The organism is Myxococcus sp. RHSTA-1-4 (assembly GCF_020037125.1).
Taxonomy (GTDB): Bacteria; Myxococcota; Myxococcia; order Myxococcales; family Myxococcaceae; genus Myxococcus.
In genome coordinates, this window is the sequence record NZ_JAIQDG010000008.1 from 266,810 (window position 1) to 292,876 (window position 26,067).

The window sequence follows — 26,067 nt, forward strand, 5'->3', positions numbered from 1 at the left end:
CAAGGACTCACGTCAGCGCTTAGCACGCACCCCGGGCCCCCTGGGTAGGGGAATGTCAGTGGCCGCGGGCCTCACGTTCGGCGCGGTACGCGTCGATGGTGAGGTTGCGAACCTTGGAGCTGCGCCCCTCCTCGTTGTGGACGAAGCCCACGCTGGCCACGTACGGCTCGATGACGCGTATCTTCTGCAACGGCGTGACGATGAGCAGCTGCAGGTTGAGCCGCCGGAACAACTCCAGGCCATAGGCCGCGGACTCGTCCGAGCCCCGGCCGAAGGCCTCGTCGATGACGACGAAGCGGAAGGAGCGCGAGCGCGTCTCGCCCCACTCCAGCCCGAACTGGTAGGCGAGGCTCGCGGCCAGCACCGTGTACGCGAGCTTCTCCTTCTGTCCGCCGGACTTGCCGCCCGAGTCCGTGTAGTGCTCGTGCTCCCGGTCGTCCTCGCGCCAGCGCTCGGACGCGGAGAAGCTGAACCAGTTGCGCACGTCCGTCACCCGCCGCGTCCACCGCGCGTCCGCCTCCGCGCTGCCCTCGCGCCCGCGGAAGCGCTCGATGATGCGCTTCACCTCCAGGAACTTCTTCTCCGAGTACGCGTCGTCCTCGGCTCCCGTCAGCGGCCCCTCCGTGCACGCGCGCAGCTCCGCCTGGAAGTCGCGCACGTCCGCGTCGGTGCTGGGTGAGGCCTCCAGGACGATGTACGTGCCGGGGTTGTAGTCGATGGCCCGCAGCGAGCGGTTGATGGTGTCGATGCGCTCGCGGATGTCCTGGCGCTCGCGGAGGAGCTGGCCCTGGAAGTTCACCACCTCGCGGATGGTGTTCTCCGTGAGCAGGCTCTTGAAGCGCGTCTCGAAGCGCGGCAGGTCGTCGGTGCGCAGCGCCTTCAGCATGGCGGCGTACTCGCCCGCGGCGTCCAGGCTCGCGTCCACCTCCTGCGTCTCCAGCGGGAAGTCCGCGCGGTAGGTCTGCATGGCGCGGATGATGGCCTCGCGCCCACGCTCCATCCGCTTGCCCTCGGCGTCGATGCGCCGCTGCACGTCCTCGCGCACCTGCCGCTCGCGCTCGTCGAGCGTGTCGGCCTCCAGCGCGGCGCCACCGGCGGCCTCGGTGACGAGGGCCTCCACGCGCGGGTAGCACGCGCGCAGCTCCTCGGTGGCGTCGCGCTGGGCCTGCTCGTGCGCGGCGAGCGCCTTGCGCGCCGTCTCCTCCTGCACCTCCAGGCGGGCCTGGCGCTTCTCCACCTCCTTCAGCTTCGCCTCGGCGCGCTCCAGGGCACGCTCCTGCTTCACGAGCTGCCCCTCCAGCGTGTGCAGCACGTCGGAGGCGGACTCCAGCTCGCGGAGCTGCTCCTCCAGGCGCTGGAGGTCCGCGGCGACGGGCTTCCAGTCCAGCTCGCGGAAGGAGTCGAACACGGCGAGCTGGCTGAGCAGCTCCCTTCGGCCTTGCAGCGCCTTGCGTTTCGCCTCCAGCGCCTGGGCACGGGAGGTGGCCTCGTCGAGGCGCGTCTCCAGCGAGCGGGCCTCGGACTCCAGCGCGGCGCGCTTCTGCTCGTTCGTCCAGCCGAGCACGTAGCGGGAGCGGTCATCCAGCCGGAAGCGGTCATCCTTCTCGTGCTGCTCTCCACCCCGCTTGAGCTGGCCCGAGCGGGTGAGGGCCTGCCGCTCGCGCCGGAACTGCTCCAGCGTGTCGCAGCAGGCGTAGTCGAAGCGCCGCGCCAGCTCCGCCTCCAGCCACCGGTACATGCTGGAGTCCGGCTTGATGGCCAGCTTGCGCAACAGCGAGTGGGGCTGGAGCGCCGGCACGCGCGCCGTGCCCTCCTCCTTCACCCGGTAGTAGACGAGCCGCCCGTCCAGGTGCGTCCGCTCCACCCACTGCGCCACCTTGGGGTAGCAGGCGTCCGACACCAGCAGCGACGTGCCGAAGCCGTGCAGCACGCGCTCGATGGCGCCCTCCCAGTCCCGCTCCTCCTCGCGCACCTGCAGCAGCTCACCGGCGAAGGGCAGCGCGTCCGCGTCCAGCCCCAGCTCGGCGCACATGCGCTCGCGCAGCGCCAGCATGCGCGACGGGAGGTTGGAGCGGCGCCGGCGCAGCGACTGGAGCTCGGCCTCCACCTCGGAGTGCTTGTGCCCCAGCGCGCGCAGCTCCACGCCTACGTCGGTGAGCGCGCCGTGCGTGCGGGCCTGCTCCCCTTCCGCCTCCGTGAGCAGGCCCTGGATGGCCCGCGTGTTGGCGAGGAAGACCTCCGCGTCCGAGGCCGAGGGCAGCCCCACCGCGGCGGCGAGCTGCGCGTACCGCTCGGACTTCTGGAAGCGTGCCTCCCGCTGCCGCCGCCGCTGCGCGAGGTCCGCCTTCACCGTCTCCAGGCGCTGGCCCCCGTTGGCGGCGATGGCCTGCTTGAGCCTGTCCCGCTCCGTGCCCTGGCGGCGCCGCTCCTCCACCAGCTCCGCGGCTTCCACCTTCGCCTGCTCGCGCTCCGTGCTCCAGGCCGCGAGCTGCGCCTGGACGAGCCGCGCCTTCTGCCCGGCGAACCACGGCCGCAGCGCCTCGCGGCAGCGGCGCAGGGTGGCCACCTCGGCCGCCAGGGCCTCGTGCTTCTCGCAGTCGCGGACCAGGGGCTCCAGCTGCGCCATCTGCTTCTTGGCCTTCAGCACCGCCTCGTGCGCGCGGTGCAGGTCATCGAAGTGGCCGATGAGCGCCGCGAGCCGGGACTCCACGGCGGACGGCTGGAGCATGTGCTGGCGCACGAAGTCGGTGAGGTTGCCCACCGCCTTCATCGACACCGTCTGGAGGAAGAGGTCCAGCGCCTGCTCGTCCTTGATGCCGAAGCGCCTGCGGAACGCCGCCGCATAGGGCGGGAAGGTCTCATGCACCTCGCGCGTCACGCCCTTGAGCCGCTTCTTCAGCGCGGAGATGTCCGAGCCGAAGCCCGCGAAGTGCTCGGAGATGGAGAGCCGCTCGTCCGCGACGGCGTAGAGACGCGCCGGCTGGCCCTCGGACTCGCGCATCCAGAAGACCTGGGCCAGGGTGACGTGCTGGTCGTACGCCTCGTTGTAGAAGTGGCCGAGGATGACCGAGTAGCTCGTCCCGTCGCGCAGGAAGACGGGCCGGGAGCCATGCTCGCCGCGCTCGGACTTGTACTGGCCGAGCACGTAGGAGCGCAGGGTGCGCTCGCGGGACTCCGCGCCCGCCGCCTTGTTGTAGGCCAGCTTCTGCGGCGGGACGAGCAGCGTCACCACGCCGTCCACCATCGTCGACTTGCCCGAGCCGATGTCGCCGGTGAGCAGCCCGTTGTCGCCGCCCAGCCCCAGGTGCCAGACGCGCTGGTGGAAGGTGCCCCAGTTGTAGGCTTCGAAGCGGTGCAGCCGGAACCCGGCGCGCGCGTCGGGCGCGGCGAAGTCCATCAGGTCCGCCTGGGAAAAAGGGGTGGCCGTGCTCATGGGGTGACTCCGTTCTCGTCCGCGAGGCCGGCGAGGAGGTGGGCGCGGTAGTCCGCGAGCTTCTGCTGGAAGGTGTCGAGCCACTGCGCGTCGACGAAGGCCTTGAGGATGCGGCGCACCTCGTAGGCCTCGTCACCGCCGCGCAGCTTGCGGAGGAAGCCCAGCTCCACCACCTTGGCGAGGTCCGCTTCCAGCCGGTCCATCATCCGCGCCTCGTTCGTCCCCTCCGGGAGGAACAGGCGCACCAGCTCGAGAATCTCCTCGCGCCGCAGCACGAGCCGGCCACCACCCGCCGTGGCCTCCGTCTCCGCGAGCTTCTTGCGCAGCAGCGCGAGCAGCAGGCTCACCCCGTAGCCGAGCTGCCGGCGCGCCACGAGGCGCGGCACGTCCGCACCGCCCTCGGTGGTGGGCTGCTGGCGCAGCCAGGCGTAGCCCTCGTGCTCGTCGAGCACGAGCTGCAAGGCAAGCACCGCCACGTGCTCACGCACGCGCGCCTGCTGGTTGAGGAGCCCCTGCCACAGCGCGGGCGCGTCCTCCTGGTAGACGACGCCCTTCATCAGGGCGACGAGCACGAGGGACAGGGAGTCGCGGGCTTCGGATGAACGGGGAGGGTTGGGAGTCATCGGTGGAAGAGCACCAGGGGAAGGGTGATGCGGCGCGCGAGCCCCCGTGCATCCGTCCACGTCAGGCTCTGCGTCCGCGAGTCCTCGAACAGGGCGCGCCGGTCGTCGGCGGCAAGGTCGAGGTACGCCACCAGCTCGGCGAGGCCGTACTGGAGCGGGGTCTCCGTCAGGACTTCCGCGAGCGAGACGTGCTCGCGGGTCTGGAGCGCATGGCGGATGTTCTCCCGCAGCCGCTCCTTGTCGATGTGTGTCTGTGCGAAGAGGGCATCGGCGGGCACGTCCTCGTTGGCCTCCAGCACCTCGGCCGCGGACATCCGCAGGCGTGGAGGCGGTGAGAACAGGGGCCGCTCCAGGGGCAGCTCCACGGAGGGGGACGGCTCGTCGATTTCCATGAAGGCGCGCCCGGGCGGCTGGTTCCGCACCGCGAGCGCGTGCTGCTCCACTCCGCGCAGCAGCTGCATGATGCGGCGGTTCTCCAGCCACGCCCGGTCGTCCAGGTAGCGCCGGAGCTGCTCGGAGAGCCGCGCCACGGTGCGCTGCGTGTGCTCGCCCGTCTCCAGCCAGTCGAAGTGGATGCGCAACAGGCGCGGGTCCGGCTGGAGCGCCTTCACGGCGGGCAGCGTGAAGACGCGCTCGAGCTTGTTCGTCAGCTCCTCCTGCCGGGCAGGCGACATGAGGAAGTCCCAGAAGGCGCGGAAGCTGCGCCCCTGGTCCGAGCCGCTGATGACGTCATGCTCGCCCAGCACCTGCTCCAGCAGCTCGCCCTGCGTGCCTTCCCACGTGGCGATGCGCTCGCGCACCGCGCGGTCCAGCTCGTGGAAGCGGTGCTCCAGCTCGCGGAAGTCGGACAGGAGCCCGAGCGCGGTGTCCGCCATCTGCTGGAAGCGGTCCTTGAGGGAGGCCTCGTCCATCAGCTCCAGGTTGCCGGCGCGGACGTGCGCGATTTCCGCCTCGATTTCGGCCTTCCGCCGCTCCAGCTCCGCGAGCCGTGCGTGCGGGTCGGCCTCGGTGCCCTCCGTCATCTGCTCCAGCAGGTTGAACACGGTGCGCAGCCGCGACTCCGTGCCCACGAAAGAACGCTCGGTGAGCTGCGACAGCCAGCGGATGGCGCGCTCCGCCGAGGGCGTGAGGTCGAAGTGGGGCTCGTCGGTATCCGGCGGGTAGAACTTGCGCAGCCAGCCGCGCCCGTCCTCCGCCCAGTCATCGAGGTACGCCGCGGCGGTGCGCGGGAAGGACTCCGCCCCGAGCTTCTCGCGCAGCGTGTGCAGGTGGTCCTCCAGCTTCAGCACCAGCTCCCGCTGGGGCAGGGCCCGCGCGTTCGCTTCCAGGAAGCCCTGGTGCAGGAAGCTGGCGATGAGCGGCGCGTGGTCCGCGGCGAGCAACCGCCATGCGGGGTGCTTCTGGCGCAGAGCTTCCAGGGAGGTGAAGTCCATTGCGGATCAATCCATACAACCCGGGACTGACATCGAGATGCGGTCCACCTGGGAGGGTGACTTCCCGTCGGGAGCAGGCAGGCAGGCGCGGGTGCGGGACACATGTCCGCGCGGCCCTACCCGTCCCACGAGCAGGCAAGCGCAGTCTGTGATTCAACGCGGTGCCGATACGTGGATGAGTGAAACATGTGTCGGGCGCACGGCTGGCGCCGGGTGTGGCGCGGGCCGCGAGGGTGCTCGATTGCAGGGCACGTTCGCGGTGGGGGCCGTGCGAGACTGGACCCATGTCCGCCGATGTCCCTCCCAGCGCCCTGGCCCGCTGCGCCACCCACCCCGACGAGCTCGCGGGTGCGACGTGTCAGCGCTGCGGTGTCTTCGTCTGCGGCGCGTGCACGACATGGGTGATGGGCGCGCTGTACTGCCCCGCGTGCGCGGCCCGGCCGGAGGTGAACTACCTGGAGGCCTTCCGCCTCACGCTCTGGGGGAAGCGGGATTCCGGGGCATGGCTCGTGGCCGGCTGCACGCTCCTGGTCGCGCTGGCCGCGGTGGTGGAGCTCCTGGAGGGCCGGGTGCTCTCGTCCCTGGAGCTGCTGGCCACCACCGCCGTGGGGGTCTGCTTCTTCCTGGGCGCCCGGTGGGCCCGCATCGCGCTGCTCCTGGTGCCTGTCTACTGGGCGCTCCAGGGCGTGATTGGGCGAGGAGTTCACCTGGCCATCGGATTCGGTCTCCTCTTCCTCGGTGCGCTGCAGCTCTTCCTGGACACGCGCAACCGGCTCTTCTTCCGCGTGGACGTCTCCGAGCGAGCCCTGCGCCATCTCTGGGACCTCCGGGTCAACAACCCGCTGGCGCGGCAGGCCGTCTCATTTGGCGTCAGCGCGTTCTTCGTGCCGCTGTTCGCCCCCATCGCCATCGTCTGCGGCTTCATCGCGCTGCGCCGCGTGGACTTGAAGGCGCGGCCTCCCATCGGCCGGCGCGGCCAGGCCATCGCGGGCATCGTGCTGGGGCTGGGCGCCCTGGTGCTGTGGGCGCTGTTCGGCATCCCCTTCGTCATCGTGCGTGGGTGAGCTGCCACCCACCGTGTCGCGGCGGCTCCAGCAGGCGCGTAATTTCCAAAAATGAATATCCAGAGCAGGCTGCCGTCGTGAGGCGCGTCCATCACCACGACGGTGTGGAGCAGCTTCACCCATCCCGCAGGTCCATTCCGATATGACCCACAGCACTCTCTGGAAGCTCGCTGCTCTGTCGCTCTCCCTGTCCGCTCCGGCCGCCCTGGCCGAGGGTGGGGCCCTCCGCATGCAGGATGACCGCGGCTACGAAGACGACGCGCCGGCGGAGGCTGACCGCGGCTACGAGGAAGACGGGCGGGCGGCGAAGGACGGCGGCTTTGCCCTCGGTTTCCGCACCGGCTTTGGCATGCCCTTCGGCAAGTTCAGCGACACGGGGGACAGCGATAGCGGGAAGGTGAGCGACATGGTCACGGGCGGCATCCCGCTGCAGGTCGACGCGGGGTACTTCATCAACTCCCGCCTCTACGTGGGCGCTTCCTTCCAGTACGGGCTGGGGTTCCTCTCCGAGGACATTGAGTGCCCGGATGAGGCGAGCTGCAGCGTGAGCCAGCTCCGCTTCGGCGTCAACGTGGCCTACCACTTCAACGCGACCGAGAAGATCGACCCCTGGCTGGGCCTGGGCATCGGTTATGAGTCCGTCGACCTGAGCATCTCCGCGTCCGAAGGGGATGCATCCGCCACCGCCAGCACCTCCATCCGCGGCTTCGAGTTCGCGTCCGTCCAGGGCGGGTTCGACTACCGCGTGAACAAGACGTTCTCCGTGGGCCCCTTCGTCACCTTCACCGCGGGGCAGTACTCGACCGTCAGCACCCGCATCGAGGCGGAGGGGGGCGGCCTCGACATCGATGAGGAGGAGTCGGAGGACATCGAGGAGAAGGCCTTCCACTCCTGGCTCTACGGCGGCGTGCGGATGCAGCTCCGCTTCTAGTCCCGAGGGGAAGAATCCCGCCGGTCTCCGTTGAGAGAGGGCCACTCCCTCTTTCAACGGCCGGCTCATGTACTCAACGACGAATCTCCACCTCGGCGCCCCCCCGCGAGCTCTCTCGAGGGGCCGCGTGCTGGCGGCGGCGCTGCTGTCCCTGGGAGCCGGAGGAATCCTCTCCCCCGGTTCCGCCCTGGCGGGCATCGCCTGCCCGCCGCAAGCGCGCTACCAGCCGGCCCTGCTCATGCCGGCCACCGCTGGTGGCACCAACGTGGCGGGCGACAGGTTTGGAGGCGCCGTCGCGTGGGGAGACTTCAACCGCGACGGGTATCAGGACCTCGTTGTCGGCGCCCCCGAGGACGAGGTGGGCACGGTGCGCTCGGGGGCGGTGTTCATCTTCCCGGGCTCGTCCACGGGAGTGGGGACGGGCACCGTGTTGACGCAGTCCGCGGGCGGCGGGAGCAACGAGCCGGGAGACCGGTTCGGCTACGCGCTGGCCACCGGCGACTTCAACAACGACGGCTATGACGACCTGGTGGTGGGCGCGCCCTTCGAGAACCGCGGGGCCACCGACGACGGCGTCATCTACGTCTTCCACGGCTCGGCGACCGGGCTCCACGGGGGCACCTTCAAGGACCAGGAGGTCCTCGGCGGCGTCATGGAGTCGAGCGACCAGCTCGGCTACGCGCTGGCGGCGGGGGACTTCAACCACGACGGTTATGACGACGTGGCCGCCTCCGCTCCCAACGAGGACGGCTCGGGCGTGGTCTTCATCCTCCGAGGCTCCGGCGCCGGGCTCCAGGCGTGGTCCATCAAGAGTCAGAGCCATGGCGGTGGGAGCAACACGGCCGGGGACCGCTTCGGCCACGCGCTGGCGGCGGGGGACCACAACGGCGACGGGTACGACGACCTCTTCATCGGCGTCCCCTACGAGGACATGGAGCAGGAGGGCATCACGGACAGCGGCGTGGTGTTCCTCTTCAGGGGGAGCGGCACCGGCCTCAACACGGGCGGCTGGTTCTCGCAGACCGAGGCCGGTGGAGGCGATGAGCCGGGGGACCACTTCGGCGCCGCGCTGGCGCTGGGTGACTTCAACAAGGACGGCAAGGCCGACCTCGTGGTGGGCGCGCCCGACGAGGCTCCCGGCGGCTTCCCTCGTGGCGGCAGCATCTTCGTCTTTCCCGGCACGGCGGGCAGCCTCTCGGGGTACTGGCGCTCGCAGGAGAACAGCGGCGGAGACCCGGTCGAGTTGTCGGATGGCTTCGGCAGGGCCCTGGCGGCCGGAGACGTGGACGCGGATGGCTACGACGACCTGGTGGTGGGCGCTCCCAACGAGTCGCCCACGGGCGGCGTCAACTCCGGGGCCGTCTTCCTCTACGCGGGCACGCCGGCGAATCTGAAGACGGGCCGCCGTCTGACGCAGCAGGAGCTGGGGTCGGCCAACGAGCCGGGGGACGGCTTCGGCACCGCGCTCGCCATCGGGGACTCCAATGGCGACGGCAGGGGCGACGTGGCGGTGGGCGTGCCCGGCGAGGCGCCCTACTCCGACCCGGCGTCGGGCATGGTGGGCGTGTACCGGGGCCTCGTGCCGGGGCTGGCGCTGGGGCCGGTGCTGGCATCGGTGACGGACACCTCGGTGAAGGTCTGGGCCCGGGGCCATTCCGCGCGCACCTTCCGGGTCCAGTACAAGCCGGCGTCGAGCAACGTCTGGCTCACCAGCGCCGAGGCCCTCTTCGACGTGAACAAGGACTTCACCGCCGTGGTGACGCTCACCGGGCTCGCGGCGAACACGGCCTATGACTACCGGCCGGTGGTGGACTGCGACGCGGATTCCCAGTCGCAGGCCACGGTGGGGACGCTGAGGACGCCGGGCACGGCGGGCACGTTCCGCTTCGCCTTCGGCGCGGACGTGTCCGCCGGATGGATTTACGAGCCGAACCCGGCGAAGAGCGCCCAGGTCGAGATATTCGACAGGGTTTCGGAGAAGAACCCCGACTTCATGCTGCTCATCGGCGACCTGATGTACGCGGACGCGGGCGAGGACGCCACGACGTACGAGCAGTTCCTGGCCAGGTACCGCCAGAACTGGGCCCAGGCCTCCTTCCGCTCGCTGCTGCGGCAGAGCCCGATGTTCATGATGTGGGACGACCACGAAATCCTGAACGACTGGGACAATGGCAAGACGGGCAGGTACGTCCCGGCGCGCGCCGCGTATGACGTCTACGTCGCCAGCCAGACGCCGGCGCCGAGGACGGCCGGCGAGCTGTACTACTCGTTCCGGGTGGGGCAGGCGGACTTCTACGTGCTCGACACGCGCAGCTTCCGGACCCAGAACACGCCCACCAATGACGTGGGCGAGACGATGCTGGGGGCGGCGCAGAAGGCGGACCTGAAGGCCTGGCTCTCCGCCTCCACGGCGAAGTTCAAGTTCCTGGTGTCCTCCGTCCCGTGGAACGACTTCGCCGTGACGAACAGCGATGCCTGGGAGGGCTTCAAGGCCGAGCGCGCGGAGATCTTCAACCACATCAAGAACAACAACATCCGGGGGGTGGTGCTGCTGTCGGGAGACCAGCACTGGTCGGGCGTGTTCAAGCTGAGCGCCATCGCGCCGTACAACCTCTACGAGTTCATGCCGACCCCGGTGGCCACGTCCCACCTCGATGCGTCCACCTCGGAGGACCCGCAGGTGCTCTTCCGGCACGACGCGACGCCCGTGTACGCCGTGTTCGACGTGAACACCACCGTGAGCCCGGCCACGCTGACGGTGCGCTACTACGACGTCAACAACGCGGTGGTCTACGGCCCGATGACCCTCACCGAGAACAGCATCTCCCCCTGAGCAGCCTCGTCAGGAGTCAGGACGAAGAAGAAGGGCATGGCCACCGCTCGGACGCGGGTGGCCATGCCCCTGGGACAGCGGATGCTCGCGAGGGTGGCTGGCGCTCCGGGTGGGAGGACGCATACCGGGTGGCGCCTGGCTGCTCGGCAGGGAGGGGCTGACGGTCGCCAGACGGGCGTGTGTCGGCGCGGGGCCCGCCGGCGCTATCCTCCGTGTGAACCACCGGAGGTGCTCCCATGTCCCGAATCCGAGCCGCCATGCTCGCGCTGGCGCTTCTGGGTGCACCGGCCCTCGCCGCGTCGCCGAAGGGTGAGGACCGGCGCGTCACCGTGGACGTCGTCCGCGCGGACATCCACGACGTGCTGAGGATGCTCGCGGACATGCGGCGGCTGAACCTCGTGGTGGATGAAGAGGTGAAGGGCACGGTGACGCTGCGCCTGCGCAACGTGCCCTGGCGGCAGGCGCTGGAGACGGTGCTCGCCTCGCAGGGCCTGGGCCGTGAGCAGCAGGGCGAGGTCATGCGGGTGGCGCCGCTGCGCAAGCTCAAGGACGAGGCGGACCTGCGCGTGAAGCTGAAGCAGGCGCGCGAGCAGGAGGCCCCGCTGCGCACGTACTTCGTGCCGGTCAACTACGCGCGCGCGGCGGACCTGGTGCCGCATGTGCAGGCCCAGCTCTCCCCGCGCGGCCGCGTGAGCGTGGACGCTCGCACCAACACGCTCATCATCACGGACGTGGAGCCGGTCGCCCTGCCCTGAGCGCGCCTCCCCTCCTCTCGCCGGGACGAAAGTCCGCTACCCCGCCGCGGAGAAGGCGCGCCCACGGCTCGCCCTCTGGCTCGTTACCCCGGCGCGCAGGGGTGGCGCGGTGCCCGCGGCCCGCGCGGTGCCCACGCTCACGAGTGGACCCGAGAGAGAAATGAGGGAGGTCGATCATGGCCAATGAGCGCGAGGCACAGGAGCAGGCGGGTGAGCGGAAGGGTGCCAGCCCGGAGGTGCGCGCGCAGCGGAGCGAGTCCCGTGCGTCGCAGACCTACACATTCTTCCTGAGAGACCTGGAGGCGAAGACAGGTGTCGGCCGCGAGCGCGCGGAGCAGATAGCGCAGTCCGTGCTGTGCGCGCTGGAGCAGCGCTTGATGGATACGGAGGCGAAGCACCTGGAAGCCCAGCTCCCGCGCAAGGTGCTCGACCTGCTGCAGCGGTGCCCGCGCCATGAGGGGGCGGCCGTACGCAAGCTCCATCTGGAGCAGTTCCTCGCGATGGTGTCCGAGGACCTCGACATCACGCCGAACGAGGCCGAGCGGTTCTGCCGCGCCGTCTTCGCCACGGTGCGTGAGCACATCTCCGAGGGAGAGACCGAGGACGTCATCGGCCAGCTCCCCAACGACCTGCGCGCGCTGTGGGCACGCGAGGCCTGAGTCCCCCGGCCACCGAAGCCAGCAGCCGAGCCAACCGAAGGAAGGAGCCGCGACATGAAGAAGGTCATCGAAGTGATGACGAAGGACGTGGAGACCATCAGCCCCAACGACTCGCTGAAGGATGCCGCCGAGAAGATGCGGGCACTGAACGTGGGCCCGCTGCCGGTGTGTGATGGCGACAGGCTGAAGGGCATCATCACCGACCGCGACATCGTGGTGCGGGCGATATCCAAGGGCCTGGACCCGAACAACACCCGCGTATCCCAGGCGATGACGGACGACATCGACTACGTCTACGAGAACGACGACATCGAGAAGGTCGAGCTGATGATGAAGGAGAACCAGATTCGCCGCGTCCTGGTGGTCAATCAGGACAAGAAGCTGGTGGGCATCATCTCGCTGGGCGACCTCGCCGAGGCGCTGGGCACGAAGGAGGCCGGCAGCACGCTGGAGTCCATCTCCGAGCCGTCACACCCCTCCACCCACTGACGCCGGCGCCAGACGCGTGAAGCAGACAGGGCCCGGGTCCGCGGAGAGGAGACCCGGGCCTCGCCCTACCCCGCCAGCAGCGAGGACGCCAGGCGCCGCACCTTCTCGGACGCGTCGTTGTCGGCCACGTCGCGCAGCAGCGCCACGGCCAGCTCGTCCACGGACTTCAGGCCGCCGAGCATCCGCACCACCTCGAGGCGCACCTGGTCGCTCTGCTCCGCGCGCAGCACCGTCGCGACCGCCCGCATGTGCGGGCCCGCCACGCGCTGGGAAATCACGGTCACCGCCCGGGCCCGGACGCGGGGGCTCGGGTCACCCTGCATCACCTGGTCCAGCAGCGCATCCACCTCCGCGCCCGGAATCCCGCCGAGCGCCGTCGTGGCCGCCCCTCGCACCGAGGGCTCCGGATGCAGGAGCGCGGACCTCACGTAGACGAGCCCTCTCGGCGAGCCGGCGTTGGTCAGCGTCCGCAGGCACACCCCCGTGTCCATCGTTCGCGCCTGGCAACGCCTGAGTACCGCGTCCAGCAGCGACTGGCTGCGTCCCGGCTCCAGGAGCTCCAGCTCCTTCAACACGGCGCCCACCGCCAGCGCCGCCGTGTTCCTCACGTTCGTGTTCCGGGTGCCGTCCACCGTCCGGCCCAGCGCCTCGGCCAGCTCCGCGGTGGGCCGCTCCACCCGGCCCGCCACCGTCGCGGCGTGTGCCAGCGTCTCCGGCCTCACCCGTGTCTCCTCCAGCACCGACGCCAGTGCTCGCAGTGACTCCGGAGTGCCCGCGCTCCCCAGCGCCTCCACCACCTGCTCCGCCAGCGCCGGACTCACTTCACCCTTCCGCACCCTCTGCGCCGCGCGGTCCGCCTCCGCGGGCTCCAGCCGGAACAGCGCCGCCAGCCGCGCTTTCGCCTCGTCCCGCGCCTTCGGCGCCGTCTTCCAGGACAGCAGCTTCAGCAGCTCGGCGGGCTTCGCGCTCCCCACGAGCTGCCGGTCCGTCGAGGACGCATCCGCCCCGGCCGGCTCCCGCGCCGACAGCCGCTCCGCCCTCAGCGTTGCTCGCGCCGTCTGGAAGTCGTTCAGTGACACGGATTGGCGGTCCACTCCGACGCTCGTCAAGGCCACCCGCGTCTCCGCGCGCACGGGCGGCAGTCCGGTTCCGCCTCCTCCGCTCTCCACCACGTCCGAGCCCGCTGCTTCCTTCACGTGCCCGTCCTCGAAGAGCGTGACGGCGAGGTAGCCGTGCAGGCGGGGAGTCACGTTCGAGGACGCGACGCGCAGGTAGCGCCGCTTCGTCTTCATGTACGTGTTCACGCTGCCGCCCGCGCGGTACTCCGACTCGAAGTCGCCGGTGGTGTCCGTCTCCTCGGTGCTCCACTGCGTGCCGTGCTCCGCCACGAACTGGGTGGAGGCCAGCAACGAGCGGACGAAGCGCCGCGCCGTCGCGTCCTGCGCCGGGTCGAAGTGCACCGCCACCACCCGGCCCCGGGAGTCCTGCGCTACGTACACCGGCCGCTCGAACATGGCCTGGAGCCCCTGCCGGGCGGCGGCGCTCAGCACCGGCTTCTCGCCCGTTTCAACCTCCAGCCGCGTGGGGACCACCTGTCCGAGGAAGAGGTGCTGTCCGCCCTCGGCTCCCAGGTACGTGAGGCCCAGCTCGCCGCTCCAGCCCGTGTGGAGGAGCGCGCGCTCCTGCTCCGAGTCCTCCGCGGTCCGGGTGTCCAGGTCGAAGGTGTAGCGGTAGCGCCGGCCCGGCGTGAGCACCCGCCCCACCCCCTTCACTCCCTGGCGGATGGCCGGGGCTGGAGGCTCCTGGACCTGTGTGGAAGGGGGCTCCGTCGCCACGACGTCTGGAGTCGGGGGAGGCACGGCCTCACGCGTCCAGGGACCCGCAAGCCACACGCCCACCCCGGCCAGGATGGCGAGCAGCAACAGCAGGCTTTTCAGGCGAGGGGGCACGACACCCTGAATACGAGTGCTCGGCTCATTCCTGGTCGTCCTTGACCCACTGCGGGGTGACGGAATGAGTAGGGCGCACCGGTTCCAGGGTGCGACTTTGTGCGTCAGACCCGGTGCGTCAGTTCCCGCCGAGCTTCAGCTCCAGCTCGGCCAGCTCGCGCTGCACGGTGGCGTCCGAGTCACGGAGCCCCTCCACCTTGCGCACGGCGGAGATGACGGTGGAGTGGTCCTTGCCGAAGCGCGCGCCAATCTCCGGGAAGGAGCTCTTGGTCAGCTTGCGGCTGAGGTACATGGCCACCTGGCGCGCATGGGCCAGCGCCTTGTGACGCCGGTCCTCCTTCAGCGCCTCCACCGTCACCTTGTAGAAGCGGGCCACCTCGCGCTGGATGGCCTCGATGTCCACCGCGCGGTGCGCCGGCAGGATGTCCCGCAGCACCTCCGAGGCGAACTCCTCCGTCACCTGCTGGCGCGTCAGGCTGTGCACCGCGGACAGCTTCACCAGCGCGCCTTCCAGCTCGCGCACGTTCTTCTGGATGTGCTTCGCGATGAAGTGCGCCACCGGGTCGGGCAGGTCCAGCCCCTCGGCCACGGCCTTCTTCTGGAGGATGGCCACCCGCGTCTCGTAGCTGGGCTCGCGGATGTCCGTCAGCAGGCCCATGGTGAAGCGGCTGCGCAGCCGCTCCTCCAGGCCGGGAATCTCCGCTGGCACCGTGTCGCTGGTGAGGACGATGGCCTTGTTCATCTCGTACAGCGTGTTGAAGGTGTAGAAGAACTCCTTCTGCGTCTCCTCGCGCTTGCCGAGGAACTGGATGTCGTCGATGAGGAGCACGTCGCACTCCTCGCGGAACTTCCGCCGGAAGTCCGCCATGCGGTGCTCGCGCACGCTCTCCACGTACTCGTTGGTGAACTGCTCGCTGGACAGGAACACCACGCGCTGGGACGGGTCCCTCTCCCAGATGTGGTTGCCCACGGCCTGGAGCAGGTGCGTCTTGCCGAGGCCGGTGCCGCCGTAGATGTAGAGCGGGTTGTAGGCGTGGCCCGGCTTGTCGGCCACGGCCTGGGCGGCGGCGGCCGGGAGCTGGTTGCTGTCCGCCACCACGAAGGTGTCGAAGGTGAAGCGCGAGTTGAGCCGGGCCGGCCGGGCCGAGCTCGCCTTGACTGTCGGTGTGGGTGGGAACTGGGGGTCGGGCTCCAGACCCTCCACCACCTCATAGGCGATGGAGGAAAGCCCCTCGCCCTGCCTCGCGAGCTGCGCGTCCAGCAGCGGGCGGTAGTGATCATCCACCCAGTCGCGGAAGAAGCGGTCGGGAACGCCCATGACGAGGGCGCCGTCGCGGATCTCCAGCGGGCGCATCCGCTCCAGCCACCTCAGCGCGTAGTCGAACTTCTCCCGGCGGATGTCTTCGAGCATCCGAGCCCAGATAATTCGAGCACTTGGAGCGGGGGAAGCGGCGTGGGCAAGGGCGTTCACGTATGTCTCGACCGTGCAAAACGGGGGGCCTGCGAGCGTTCGGCCGTGCTAACAGACGCTCTCCGGTCGATCAAGGAACCGGCCGAAAGCAGCGGATCTCCTCGTGCTTTTCCGGACGTGGCTGATCGGCAACAGGCATGCCGACCCGGCACGGTTGTGGCGCCCCCGTCCCCTCCCCCCAAGCGCTGGGGGCGGATCATTTCCGGGTTGACTCACAGTGTGATTCGCAAAGGCGTGGGGCTTTGCATGCGCCCAGCGCCCGATGGCGAGGGATTCGCGGGTGCGGTGGCCGGGCGCGGGTGAGCGGGACCCGCATCAGGGAGGGGCGCTCCCTGGCATTACCCGGGGTGTGCTTCGGGTGGAACGAGGAGATTGAGACGTGGCGCGCCGAGCGGGTAGGAGGGCGCACATGGACACGGAAGAACTGCAGCAACTGGCGGTGGAGTTGGTGAACGGATACCGGACTCTGGAGGACCTGCCGGAGGAGGTGAGGAAGCTCGCCGGTAAGGCGGACACGGCCATGAAGGCCGCGCACAAGCTGTTCGCCCTCGTGCCGGCGGACCAGGAGCATGGGGACCTCTCTCCCCATTCGGTCGGCGCGCGCCGTGCCGCCGCCGCGTGGTTCTCGGGCGACCTCAAGGCGGCGGAGAAGGTCTTCACCGCCGCCGCCTGGAAGGAGCTGGACGAGAAGGAGCGGCTGCGGATGTACGACCCGCTCTTGAACCACGCCACCCTGGAGGCCGAAGAGCAGCTCGAAGAGGTGGCCGAGTGGGTGCTGAAGCTGGCTCCGGCGCACCCGCTCGCTGTCAAGGTGAAGGCGGTGATGATCATCCGGTCGGGGCGCCCGCGTGCCGCGGTGCCCCTGCTCGAGCAGGTGCTGAAGGTGAATCCCGAGTACGCGAGCGGTTGGTACAACCTCGCGTGCGCGTGGAGCCTGGCGGGAGAGAAGGCTCCGATGCTCGAGGCGCTGAAGAAGGCCATCCAGTACGGCGCGGAGTCGCTCTCCGACTATCGCGCGGAGGCCTGGTCGGACTCAGACTTCGAGCGCTGGAGGGAGGATGCGGACTTCAAGGGCCTCGTGCGGCCGATGCCGGAGGCCCCGGGCGCGGAGGAACTGCAGTCCCTCTATGAGGGGGACCGGTTCGACGCGCTCCTGGTCAAGGCGGCGGCGTTGATGGAGAAGAACCCCAAGCACGCCGCGACCTACGCCACCCTCGCGCGCCAGGGGACCGAGGCGGTGGTGGGAGACCTCGAGGAGCACGGCGACGCCAATGCCGAGGACTATGGGCTCGGTGGGGTCGATGCGTACCAGTCGCTCGATGACGCGCTCTCGGAGATCGAGGATGACGGCGGAAAGAGGGCCGTGAAGCGCTTCGTGGCGGTCCTCGAGAAGTTGAAGGGGGCGAAGAAGAAGGGCGCGAAGCCCGCGGCCGCGAAGAAGAAGGGCGCGGTGCCTGCCGCGGTGAAGAAGGGTGCGAAGCTCGCGGCGGTGAAGAAGAGCGCGAAGCCGGCGGCGGTGAAGAAGGGCGCGAAGCCGGCAGCCGCGAAGAAGGGCGCGGCTGCGAAGAAGAGCGCGAAGCCGGCAGCCGCGAAGAAGGGCGCGAAGTCGGCGGTGAAGAAGGGCGCGAAGCGCCGGTAGGCATCAGTGGGCCCGTGCGCTGGTGGGCAACCTCCAGCGCACTTGCCGCCCGACGCGCACGGCCCTGGAGGTGGTGGCCTGGCTGCGGGCGCTGGCCTTCAACCTCCTGGCCTGCTTCAGAGCGCGTCTGCCTCCGGAAGGGCGCCACCTCGTGGAGTGGGCACGCGCGTGCGAACTGCTTCGCGACAGCCTCGTTCATGGACGAAGGCAGCAGGCGCGCCTCACACCAGCATGAGGGCTCGCCGGACCTCCCTCCGCAGCTGGCCGCCACAGTCCTCGATGTGCACGGCGCCCCGGCCGCGCGGCGAAGCCTTGCCGCACCGCGCCTCTCTCTCACGAGGCCGCCTCATGAAATCGCTGACACCCGAGATCGCATCAGGCCTGACTCATGGGGCGGGGACGACAGGCGCTGCCGACCCGCCCATTGTCGTTTCTGCGGCAGGCCCGCAATGCCAGACGGCCACGAAAGACTTCGTGATACGTGTGGATTGCATGAAAATATGGATGCTGTTGTTGTGGGGGATGTTGGCCACGTCGTGCGCTTCAACGAACCTCCCCCAGCAACGCTGGGAGACAGCGGAAGCGGACACTGCGGAGTGTGACGACCCCGGCGCTGACCGATGCACCATGTTCCTCTGCGGAGTGGGGGCGTGCGGCCTCTACTACTGCGAGGACGTGAACCCGGCCCGCATCGTCCGCGCGCAAGCCGTGGCGCCCATCCGGCCGCCGATGCCTCAACCAGTGCCGCTCCCGACCCAGGCCAACCCCCAGCGCTATTGGGGCGGCATGCAAGGGCTCCCTGGGGACGCGCTGCCCGTCTTCATCATCCCCTGGCATGAGACAGAGGAGAAGTACGCAGCGCGGATGCGAAAGGAGATGGAGGACCAGCCCAAGCGCACCTGGGTCAAGCACCATGTGTTTCCCCGGGCCTTCAAGGACTGGTTCAAGGCCAGGGGAGTCAATATCCACATGACTGGACGCTGGTCATTGACAAGCAGGTCCACTTGAAGATTCACCGAGGCGAGGCGGGCGGACCTTGGAATGCAGAGTGGTACGTGTACATCCTCAACAACCCGAACGCGCATCCCCAGGCAATCCACCTCTTCGCGATGCAGCTGATTATCCGATACGAGCTCTCTGGGCCTGTCGTGCCGTACCACAGCAAGAAAGCCATCCCCCTGTTTCCCAACATCGAAGAGGACATCCACTAACCCCCTTCAGGGAAGTTGAGTAAGTCCCGACGGGTTACGTCATGGAGGGGGCGTCCATGGCGTGGCAGCCGAAGCACTGGACGGCGCAGCAGCTGGAGGAGCGGCGGCTTGCGGCCGGACGACTCCTGCGACGGGGGCACCTGTCGCAGGCGGAGGTGGCGCGCCGCGTGGGCGTCAGCGAGGCATCCGTCAGTCGTTGGGCGCGGCGGCTGCATGAGGCGGGCGGCAGCTCCCGCGGGTTGAAGGCAAGGCCGCGCACGGGCCGTCCGTCGAAGTTGAGCTCGGAGGAATGGCAGCAGGTGGCGGGGCTGGTGCGGGCAGGAGCGCGCACCTGCGGGTTTCCTACCGAGCGCTGGACGCTCACGCGAGTGGCGCACCTCATCCACCGCACGTTCGGAGTGCGCTATCACACCAACTACCTGGCCGAGCGCCTTCACAGGCTGGGTTTGAGTCCGCAGCAGCCCCGCACGCTCGCCAAGGAGCGTGACGATGCGTTGGTGGAGGCGTGGCTGAAGCGCGACTGGCCGCGCATCAAAAGGGGGCTCGAAGAAGCGGGCGGGCCATTGCCTTCGTGGACGAGACGGGTAGTTCGTTTCGGGCCCGCGTAGCCTCTACCTGGGCGCCCGTTGGGCATCCGCCCACCTTGCGCCGTCGTGACAAGCGGCGCGAAGTCTCCAGCATCGCCGCCCTTGTTGCCACGTACGGCCGCAAGCCGGCGCGCCTGTACTCGCGCCACCAGGAGGGAAGCTTCACCAGCGAGGACATCATCGCGGCCCTGCGCTACTTCCGCAGGAAGGTGGGCCGTCCTCTCACCATCGTGTGGGACGGCCTCAATCAGCACCATAGTGCCAAGATGCTCGACTTCGTCGCCCGCCATCCCGAGGACTTCCGCCTCGAGCGGCTGCCTGGCTATGCACCAGACCTCAACCCCGAGGAGGGCTGCAACGGCGTGGTGAAGGCCGAGCTGCGCAATGCCACGCCCGACTCCGTCGCCGAGCTGCGCGCCCAGGCACGCGCTTCATTCGTGCGCCTGGGCCACCACCACGACGTCCTCGCCGCCTTCTTCCATCACGCCGGCCTTCGCCTTACCGGACTTCCCTGAAGCAGGTTAGTACGACCTGGTCACTTCAAGAATGCGTGAGGGAGGCGAACTGTTCCCCCTGTGTTGCTGAGCACGATGGTTGAGGATACCCGCCTCGTTTCGGACCGTCTGGATGATGGGGAGCGGTCGCGAGTGGGCGCGTCGGCCATCGAGAACCCGGGGAGCGTCACGCTCCCGAAGAGTCAGGACTGACGGCCTCGTCTAGCCGTCTTCCCGGCCGGGTCAGCTCCGCATCAGGGCGGGGCACGAACAGCTACCGTCCCTTCGGACAGCGCAGGGCTCGCGGCGTTACACCTCCGTGAACGTCATGCCCGTGGGCTTCGTGCGCTCCAGGGCGCTCTTGATGCCCTCGGAGACGATGAGGGCGATCTTCCACCCCCAGGTACGGAACACCTTGGCGTCGCCTACCTTGGTGCGGTCAATCCGCATGTCAATCACGCCACGGTACTGGCCGACCTTCTCCGGCCGGTTGTCCTCTGGCTTCCAGTACTGCACCTCCTTGGACGCCTTGTCGTCGATGCAGCGGATGAGCTTCGTGGCCACGAGGATGAGGTACTGGTCCGGTTGGCCCTTGATGTCCACGGGGATGAGCTGCACGTCATCGGGGGCCAGCTCCGCGACGATGGAGGCCACCCGGACGTGGACGATGGGAGTCGTGCCGACGCCTGCCGTGCAGAAGTCCAACCGTCTCCCAGGCTCGTCGACAGGAATCGTCAGGCGGCCTTCGACACGGATGGGTCGCCCGGCCGTGAACATCCAGGGGTCTTCCACCTCCTGGCCACTTTCGTCCAGGGGATCGCCCAGATACCAGTTCCCGGCTTGCATGTTCTCTTTGAGCCTGAAGTAGCGATTCGGCATGGTGGGGCTGCTCGTCTTTCCCTTACTTGCTCTTGGTCACGGGCTTGTGGCGCTCCGTTCCCTTCGTCGAGACTTCCCTGGCCAGCTTCTGGAGCTCGGTTGTCAGGGCATCTCGACATGCTTCCACTTTGCGGCAGCCCTCCATCGCCCTGGTCCGCCATGGCTAGCGCGTTGGGCGCGAGCGCCAGGGTGAAGCCCTCGGCTGTTACATGGCGACCGACTGCACGCCGCCCACCGCCGCGTACTGGAAGCCCGCCTGCGACTCCACGGCGAGCGCCGCCTGCGCCGAGCCGGGCAGCCTCGCGGACTTCTCCGCCAGCCCCGCCGTGTTCCCAACCGAGGCCGTGGCCAGCATGACGAAGATTCGGGCCGCGGTTCTCCCCGAGCAATTCGCCGTACGCCTCACTCGCCGCGCTGAGCTGCTCGAAGGTGGCGGCCCGGTCCACCTCACGCACCAGCGTCAGCCACCTGTCCAGCAAGGCGCCACATGGTGTCCACGCCCAGGTAGGCGATGGCGACGGTTATCAGGGTACGGCCACGCCCTTGCTCACCGGCTCGGGCAGCGACCAGAGGAGCAGGTACACCCGGGGAGCGCGCCCGCCAGTGGGCGGGCCCATCCCGGAAATACATGAACACCCAGACTCAGCCGTGGACCCCCGGCGCGCGGGGCGGCGGGGCTGGGGACCCAGCCCAAGCGCGTCCCTGGGGAGATCAGCCGCTCGCCAGTAGCCCGCATGGCGGAAAACCGCCCACCCCACAGCCACTTGCAGCCCAGGCGATTAAACCGCCCGCCCCGTGCGTTGCTCCGGCGGCGGCCACTCCGGGTACGGGGGCCCGCTGAACCCGCCGGGTCGCCAGCACCTCCATCCACCCACATTCCCCCGGGCCTCCCACGGCTCCGGAAGGGCCTCCGGGTAGGGGGAAAGGTGATCCACTCGACCTTACCCAGTTTTTCCGGACGCCTGGAAACGCAATTTCCTCCTGGAAAGACGGGCACTTACCCGCGCCGAAGCCGCTGGGTGGCGGATGTGCGTGGGGTCCTTGCAGGGGGCCAAAAACGGCGTTTTTCGGGGCGTCCGGAGCCGGGCTTCAGCGCCCCGTTGGAGGGCCCGCTTCGTCCAGCCTTAGCAAACCTTAGCCGTGGCCCCCGCCGTCGGCGGAACTCAGCGTAGAGTTGCCGCTCCCAGTCCGCAGCACTGCGCAGCGTGCGCCATGCCGATGCTCTCCGAAACTCGGAGTCCTGCTGACCGAGGCAGCGCGCTGCTGCCCCAGCTTGGGGCCGCGACCAACGAGAAGTTGGACCGGGTGCTCGCGGCGCTGGGGGCGAAGTAGCCCGCGGCGCAGGAGTCGCAGCAGCGATGGTGATTTCGGCACTCCCTGGTTCGTCACCGGCTTCAGAGCTATGAAGCCGGTGAGGCTCCATGGCGCGAGTGTCCTGCTAGCCGACTGCAGGGCGCCCCTATGGATGCCGCAGTGCAAGCGGCATGCACTACGCCACCTGCGGACGGCTACCCACCGTCTCTCTCTAAAGCCGGGGCGTCGATGACCTTGAGTGCCTGGGTCTCGGCCTCGCGGTACGCGTCTCGGGTCCGCGCCAATCGCGTCCGGCTGGCAGGACTTCCATCCAGCCCCGCGACTGTCGCCTCCAACTCCACCTCCACGGCCTCCAGGTGCTGCGCCAGCGCCACCCGCTGAGTCATGTCCATGGGGACGACTCAGAGCAGGTGGTGTGCCGTTCCCTAGCGAGGACGAGATGAGGTGCGCCTCCACGAGTGGCGGTATTCCCCAAAGATGTGGATGGAGGAGGGCCTGCGAGTGGTGCTGCACACGAATGAGGCCGATTCTCTTTGGTGCCGTGCACTTGCGGGCAGAAGAGTTCACGAATGACCTCTGTACGCATGTTCGGGCATTTGCGAGCACGACGAGCTCCCTAGTACGCTTCGAGCAATGGCCAGGAAATCCACTGAAGTCAGGCTAAAGCGAAGAGGCGTAGGGGGGAGCCCCTTGGAGGCTACTGAGCTACCAGCAGCAGGGCGAGCCAACCGCAATGAGGTAACGGCGATGGCAGATCCAGGCTTTGATGGGCCTACTGCTGGCGAACCTGAGGGTGCAACGAAGGCTGCGCCTGCGGCACCCGAGACTCCACCTGCTGAGAAGAAGGCTCCTGGCTCTAATCGACGACGCGCTGCTCGTAAGGGCAAGGCTCCGGTGGCGGCACCTGCCACCAAAGAGGAACTGCTGCAGAAGCAGAAGCAGCTCGTAGAAACCTTCAGTCGGCTGAGCCCGAGCCAGCTGGTCAGTGAGACAGCTCGCTTATGGTCGGAGACCCACAATGCTCCGACGCTGCTGATGTGGCTCGGTGACAACGACATGATTGACCGGGACGTTGGGGATAAGGCGTACCGGGCGCTCGCGAGACTCGGCCGACGACCACCTGTTCTATGGGTGATGCTGACCTCGTCCGGAGGAAACCTGGACGGGGCGTATCAGTTTGCCCGACGGCTTCAGGACGTAGCAGATCGGGTCCACATGGTTATTCCCCGCTGGGCAAAGAGCGCGGCGACCCTCATCACGCTCGGGTGCCACGAAGTTGTCATGCACCCACAAGCTGAGCTGGGGCCGCTTGATGCGCAGGTCACCATCATGCGGAAGGGGCATCGGAAGCAGATGTCGACGCTCGATGCGCTCAAATCGCTTGAGTACATTCGCATGTACACGGCGGACAGCTTCGACCTACTGACGGACCTCATCCTTCGCCGGTCAGGCCACCAAATCACCCTGCAGAATGCAGCGAAGATGTCAACGGCGGTCACTCGAGCGCTTGTTCGCCCGCTTTTTGCCCAGGTCGATGCGATTCAAGTGGGCGAGCACTACCGGCTACTCACTCTTTCGCGTGAGTACGGAAGTCGGCTACTCGCCGAGTCCTATAAGGCAATGTCGCCGAAGCAAAGAGACCAGCTGCTCAATAAGGTCATTAACGAATATCCGGCCCACTCATTCGTTATTGACTTGAAAGAGGCGAAGGCCCTCGGCCTGAACGTCAGGCAGCCAAGCCCGGCGGAGTTGGCTATCTTGGACGTGTGCGTTAGCTTGTTTGGGGTCAAGACCGATACCATTGAGCTTTTCGACGTCACAAGTCCCTCTGCGAAGCCGTCACCCCCAAGTGGAAACATAGGGGCCTTACCAAGCGACAATGCGTCGACGAAGAAGGGGGCAAAGTGATGAAACCGAACCTGAAGAAGAAGAAGCTCGAAGAGCTTGAGCCGTTGGCACCCCCACGTGACGCAGCGACAGAAGTGTGGAAACGAGAGTCCACTGATGATGGGGCGCCTAGCTTGGTAGAAATGCTTTTTAATGCGGCCACCAAACTGGACCTGAGGCACAGGATTTCCTCTGGGGCCAAGTGGCGCACGGGCACGAACTAACGGAAGTGCCCAACCTTTAGCTAGAGAGCTGAGCCCGGTTCCCATGCTTTGGGGAACCGGGCTTTTTCGTTCATAGGAACTGCTGCTGGCTCAGAGTGTCGTAGCTCGGCGTAACAGGTCCTCCGGAGTTCGGCGAACCCGGTCGGGGTGAGTTCGGCCAAACCGGTCCGCACCGGTTCGGCCAAACCGGTCCACCCGGGCGTCCCGCCAACAGGCCACGCTGGCTTCCCAAGGAAAGGGAAGCGGCGTGAGTAACCGGAGAGTGGAGATGGACCGGCTGCAGGAATTGGTGCGGTTGCACCGCCTGGGCACGCCCGCGCGGCAAGTGGCCCGGGTGCTGCGCATGGGCGTGGACGTGGAGCGCAGCTACCGGCGGGTGCTGGAGGCGGCGGGGCTGCTGCAGGGCGACGTGCAGGTGCTACCCGAGCTCGAGGTGCTCAAGGCCGCGGTGCTGGCGGCGCGACCCGCAGCCCCGCCAGCCCCCCAGCAGACGTCCAGCCTGGAGGCGCACCGCGCCCAGGTGGAAGCGTGGGTGGCGAAGGGCCTGCAGCCGCAGGCCATCTTCACCCGGCTGCAGATGGAGGCAGGGGAGCCGGTAGGCAGCCTCTCGGCAGTCAAACGCCTGGTGGGCAGCGTGCGTCGGGCTCAGGGTGTGAGTGAAGAGGACGTGGCCATCCCGGTGGAGACGGCGCCGGGCGAGGTGGCGCAGGTGGACTTCGGCGAGGTGGGCCGGCTGTACGACGCGGACGCGGGGGCGCTACGGCGCGCCTGGGTGTTCGTCATGGTGCTCGGCTACAGCCGCCACCTCTTCGCCACGCTGGTGTTCGACCAGCGCGTGGAGACGTGGCTGCGCTGTCACGAGGCCGCCTTCGTGTACTTCGGCGGAGTGCCCCACTGCATCGTGCCCGACAACCTCAAGGCGGCGGTGGTGCGCGCGGCCTTCGGGGTGGACGGGGAGAGGGCCCTACAGCGCAGCTACCGCGCGCTGGCGCGCCACTATGGCTTCATCGTCGACCCGGCCCCACCCCGCGCCCCTGAGAAGAAGGGCAAGGTGGAGGCGGGCGTGCGCTACGTGAAGGGCAACTTCTTCGCCGGGCGGGCCGGAGAGGACGCGCGCGAGTGCGAGGCCGCCCTGCAGCGCTGGCTGCGGGACGTGGCGTCGGTGCGCGTACACGGCACGACGGGGCGTCAGCCGCGCCACCTCTTCCAGGAGGCCGAGGCCGCAGCGCTGCGTGCGCTGCCGGCAGCCGCGTGGGCGCCCGAGGTGTGGCACGAGGCCAGCGTGCACCGCGATGCCCACGTCATGTACGGCCGACGGCTGTACTCGGTGCCTTGGCGTCTCATCGGCCAGCGCGTCTGGCTGTGCGTCACGGCCCACGACGTGCGCGTGTACGCCCAGGACGAGCGCGTGGCCACCCACCCGCTCCGCGGCGAGGGCCACCGCAGCACCGTGGAAGCGCACCTGCCCGAGGCGCGCGCAGCCCTGCGCCACCGCAGCCGCAGCCACTGGGAGACGCGGGCGGCCCGGCTGGGCCCCCACACCGAGGCGTACGTGCGCGCCGTCTTCGACGCGGATGACGTCCTCAGCCAGCTGCGCTGCGTGCAGGCCATGGTGGTGCACCTGGAGGGCTTCCCGCGCGAGCGGGCCGAGGCCGCGTGCCGCCGGGCGCTGCACTTCGGCAACCTGCGCTACCAGGGCCTCAAGGACATCCTGCGCCGCGGCCTGGACTTGCAGCCGTTGCCCCAGGACGGGCACCCTTCAACGCTCTCCAGAAACGACCCACCTCTGCTCTCGCGAAGTGGACCAGGCGTGGAACGTGAAGTCCGCAATGAGTCCTGGGCATCGAGCGACGCGGGGGCGCAGGAAAAGACGAAGCCCCCGGCCGCGGTGCTGGCGGACGGGGGCTCGTGGTTGAAGCGAAGCGGGAGAGGACGCCGTCAGCCCGTCGAGTCGCGCAGGGAGGGGCCGTCGATGCGGACGGTATGGCACTGGTGGCGCAGCCGGCTCAGCAGCGCCTCGACGAGGGCTTTGTTACCCAGGAAGCCGGCCCACTCGGAGTAGTCCAGATTGGTGGTCAGCAGCGTCGGCCGCCTGCGGTAGCGCTCCTCCATCAACTTGAAGAAGATGTTCGTCTGCTCGGGCTTGAGGTTGAGGTAGCCCATCTCGTCGATGACGAGCACGTCCACGTTGG

General features: G+C 68.6%; 19 protein-coding genes and 2 pseudogenes. 13 read left to right on the forward strand and 8 right to left on the reverse strand.

Features of this window, described 5'->3' with window-relative positions:
- Positions 1 to 55: 55 nt before the first annotated feature.
- Genes K8638_RS14295 through K8638_RS14305 form a run of 3 tightly spaced genes read right to left on the reverse strand, consistent with a single transcriptional unit; the run spans position 56 to position 5,489 of the window.
- A complete protein-coding gene (locus K8638_RS14295; protein WP_223755066.1) occupies positions 56 to 3,433 on the reverse strand; it encodes an ATP-binding protein in 3,378 nt (1,125 codons plus the stop codon).
- Positions 3,430 to 4,056, reverse strand: coding sequence for a DUF4194 domain-containing protein (locus K8638_RS14300; protein WP_223755067.1), 627 nt, complete (start codon positions 4,054 to 4,056; stop codon positions 3,430 to 3,432). The genes K8638_RS14295 and K8638_RS14300 overlap by 4 nt, the downstream gene beginning before the upstream one ends.
- On the reverse strand, positions 4,053 to 5,489 hold the full coding sequence (locus K8638_RS14305; RefSeq protein ID WP_223755068.1) for a DUF3375 domain-containing protein: 1,437 nt from the start codon (positions 5,487 to 5,489) through the stop codon (positions 4,053 to 4,055). Before K8638_RS14305 ends, K8638_RS14300 begins: the two co-directional genes overlap by 4 nt.
- 284 nt (positions 5,490 to 5,773) lie before the next feature.
- Here K8638_RS14305 and K8638_RS14310 point away from each other — a divergent pair, with 284 nt between their 5' ends.
- From K8638_RS14310 to K8638_RS14335, 6 genes are all read left to right on the forward strand, one after another.
- Entirely contained in the window at positions 5,774 to 6,553 is a 780-nt protein-coding gene (locus tag K8638_RS14310) for a DUF4190 domain-containing protein (protein WP_223755069.1), read from the forward strand.
- A 142-nt stretch (positions 6,554 to 6,695) separates the two neighbouring features.
- Positions 6,696 to 7,484 carry an outer membrane beta-barrel protein gene (locus K8638_RS14315; protein WP_223755070.1) on the forward strand — a complete coding sequence of 263 codons (789 nt, stop codon included), beginning with the start codon at positions 6,696 to 6,698 and terminating at the stop codon, positions 7,482 to 7,484.
- A gap of 127 nt (positions 7,485 to 7,611) precedes the next feature.
- Positions 7,612 to 10,317, forward strand: coding sequence for an alkaline phosphatase D family protein (locus tag K8638_RS14320; protein WP_223755071.1), 2,706 nt, complete (start codon positions 7,612 to 7,614; stop codon positions 10,315 to 10,317).
- A gap of 236 nt (positions 10,318 to 10,553) precedes the next feature.
- Positions 10,554 to 11,072 carry a secretin and TonB N-terminal domain-containing protein gene (locus K8638_RS14325; RefSeq protein ID WP_223755072.1) on the forward strand — a complete coding sequence of 173 codons (519 nt, stop codon included), beginning with the start codon at positions 10,554 to 10,556 and terminating at the stop codon, positions 11,070 to 11,072.
- 176 nt (positions 11,073 to 11,248) lie between these two features.
- The gene (locus K8638_RS14330; RefSeq protein WP_223755073.1) at positions 11,249 to 11,731 is read left to right on the forward strand and encodes a DUF2267 domain-containing protein; all 483 of its coding nucleotides are present in this window, start codon (positions 11,249 to 11,251) and stop codon (positions 11,729 to 11,731) included.
- Positions 11,732 to 11,785: 54 nt separating this feature from the next.
- Complete coding sequence (locus K8638_RS14335; protein ID WP_223755074.1) at positions 11,786 to 12,220, forward strand: CBS domain-containing protein; 435 nt, start codon at positions 11,786 to 11,788, stop codon at positions 12,218 to 12,220.
- 65 nt (positions 12,221 to 12,285) lie between these two features.
- On the opposite strand, the gene K8638_RS44860 is transcribed toward K8638_RS14335, so the two are convergent.
- Both K8638_RS44860 and dnaA read right to left on the reverse strand, forming a co-directional pair.
- Positions 12,286 to 14,169, reverse strand: a complete 1,884-nt coding sequence (locus tag K8638_RS44860; protein ID WP_370643977.1) for a HEAT repeat domain-containing protein — start codon at positions 14,167 to 14,169, stop codon at positions 12,286 to 12,288.
- A 118-nt stretch (positions 14,170 to 14,287) separates the two neighbouring features.
- Positions 14,288 to 15,640 carry a chromosomal replication initiator protein DnaA gene (gene dnaA / locus K8638_RS14345; RefSeq protein ID WP_223755075.1) on the reverse strand — a complete coding sequence of 451 codons (1,353 nt, stop codon included), beginning with the start codon at positions 15,638 to 15,640 and terminating at the stop codon, positions 14,288 to 14,290.
- A 409-nt stretch (positions 15,641 to 16,049) separates the two neighbouring features.
- On the opposite strand from dnaA, the gene K8638_RS14350 reads away from it, so the two are divergent.
- From K8638_RS14350 to K8638_RS14365, 5 genes are all read left to right on the forward strand, one after another.
- Positions 16,050 to 17,279, forward strand: a complete 1,230-nt coding sequence (locus K8638_RS14350; protein WP_223755076.1) for a hypothetical protein — start codon at positions 16,050 to 16,052, stop codon at positions 17,277 to 17,279.
- 348 nt (positions 17,280 to 17,627) lie between these two features.
- A complete protein-coding gene (locus tag K8638_RS14355) occupies positions 17,628 to 18,287 on the forward strand; it encodes a TIGR02269 family lipoprotein (protein WP_255662678.1) in 660 nt (219 codons plus the stop codon).
- A complete protein-coding gene (locus K8638_RS45190) occupies positions 18,284 to 18,490 on the forward strand; it encodes a DUF2380 domain-containing protein (protein ID WP_370643979.1) in 207 nt (68 codons plus the stop codon). The genes K8638_RS14355 and K8638_RS45190 overlap by 4 nt, the downstream gene beginning before the upstream one ends.
- Before the next feature lie 56 nt (positions 18,491 to 18,546).
- Positions 18,547 to 19,098 carry a winged helix-turn-helix domain-containing protein gene (locus tag K8638_RS14360; protein ID WP_223755077.1) on the forward strand — a complete coding sequence of 184 codons (552 nt, stop codon included), beginning with the start codon at positions 18,547 to 18,549 and terminating at the stop codon, positions 19,096 to 19,098.
- A complete protein-coding gene (locus K8638_RS14365; RefSeq protein ID WP_223755078.1) occupies positions 19,062 to 19,592 on the forward strand; it encodes a transposase in 531 nt (176 codons plus the stop codon). The genes K8638_RS14360 and K8638_RS14365 overlap by 37 nt, the downstream gene beginning before the upstream one ends.
- A 288-nt stretch (positions 19,593 to 19,880) precedes the next feature.
- On the opposite strand, the gene K8638_RS14370 is transcribed toward K8638_RS14365, so the two are convergent.
- Complete coding sequence (locus tag K8638_RS14370) at positions 19,881 to 20,450, reverse strand: imm11 family protein (protein WP_223755079.1); 570 nt, start codon at positions 20,448 to 20,450, stop codon at positions 19,881 to 19,883.
- A 22-nt stretch (positions 20,451 to 20,472) separates the two neighbouring features.
- Positions 20,473 to 21,034, reverse strand: a pseudogene (locus K8638_RS14375) (hypothetical protein); the annotation flags it as partial.
- A gap of 1,477 nt (positions 21,035 to 22,511) precedes the next feature.
- On the opposite strand from K8638_RS14375, the gene K8638_RS14380 reads away from it, so the two are divergent.
- Both K8638_RS14380 and istA read left to right on the forward strand, forming a co-directional pair.
- Positions 22,512 to 23,672, forward strand: a complete 1,161-nt coding sequence (locus tag K8638_RS14380; protein ID WP_223755080.1) for a hypothetical protein — start codon at positions 22,512 to 22,514, stop codon at positions 23,670 to 23,672.
- 450 nt (positions 23,673 to 24,122) lie between these two features.
- Complete coding sequence (gene istA, locus K8638_RS44865) at positions 24,123 to 25,937, forward strand: IS21 family transposase (protein ID WP_370643980.1); 1,815 nt, start codon at positions 24,123 to 24,125, stop codon at positions 25,935 to 25,937.
- Here istA and K8638_RS44870 read toward each other — a convergent pair.
- Positions 25,886 to 26,038: pseudogene (locus K8638_RS44870) on the reverse strand (ATP-binding protein); the annotation flags it as partial. The gene istA and the pseudogene K8638_RS44870 overlap by 52 nt on opposite strands.
- Positions 26,039 to 26,067: the final 29 nt, after the last annotated feature.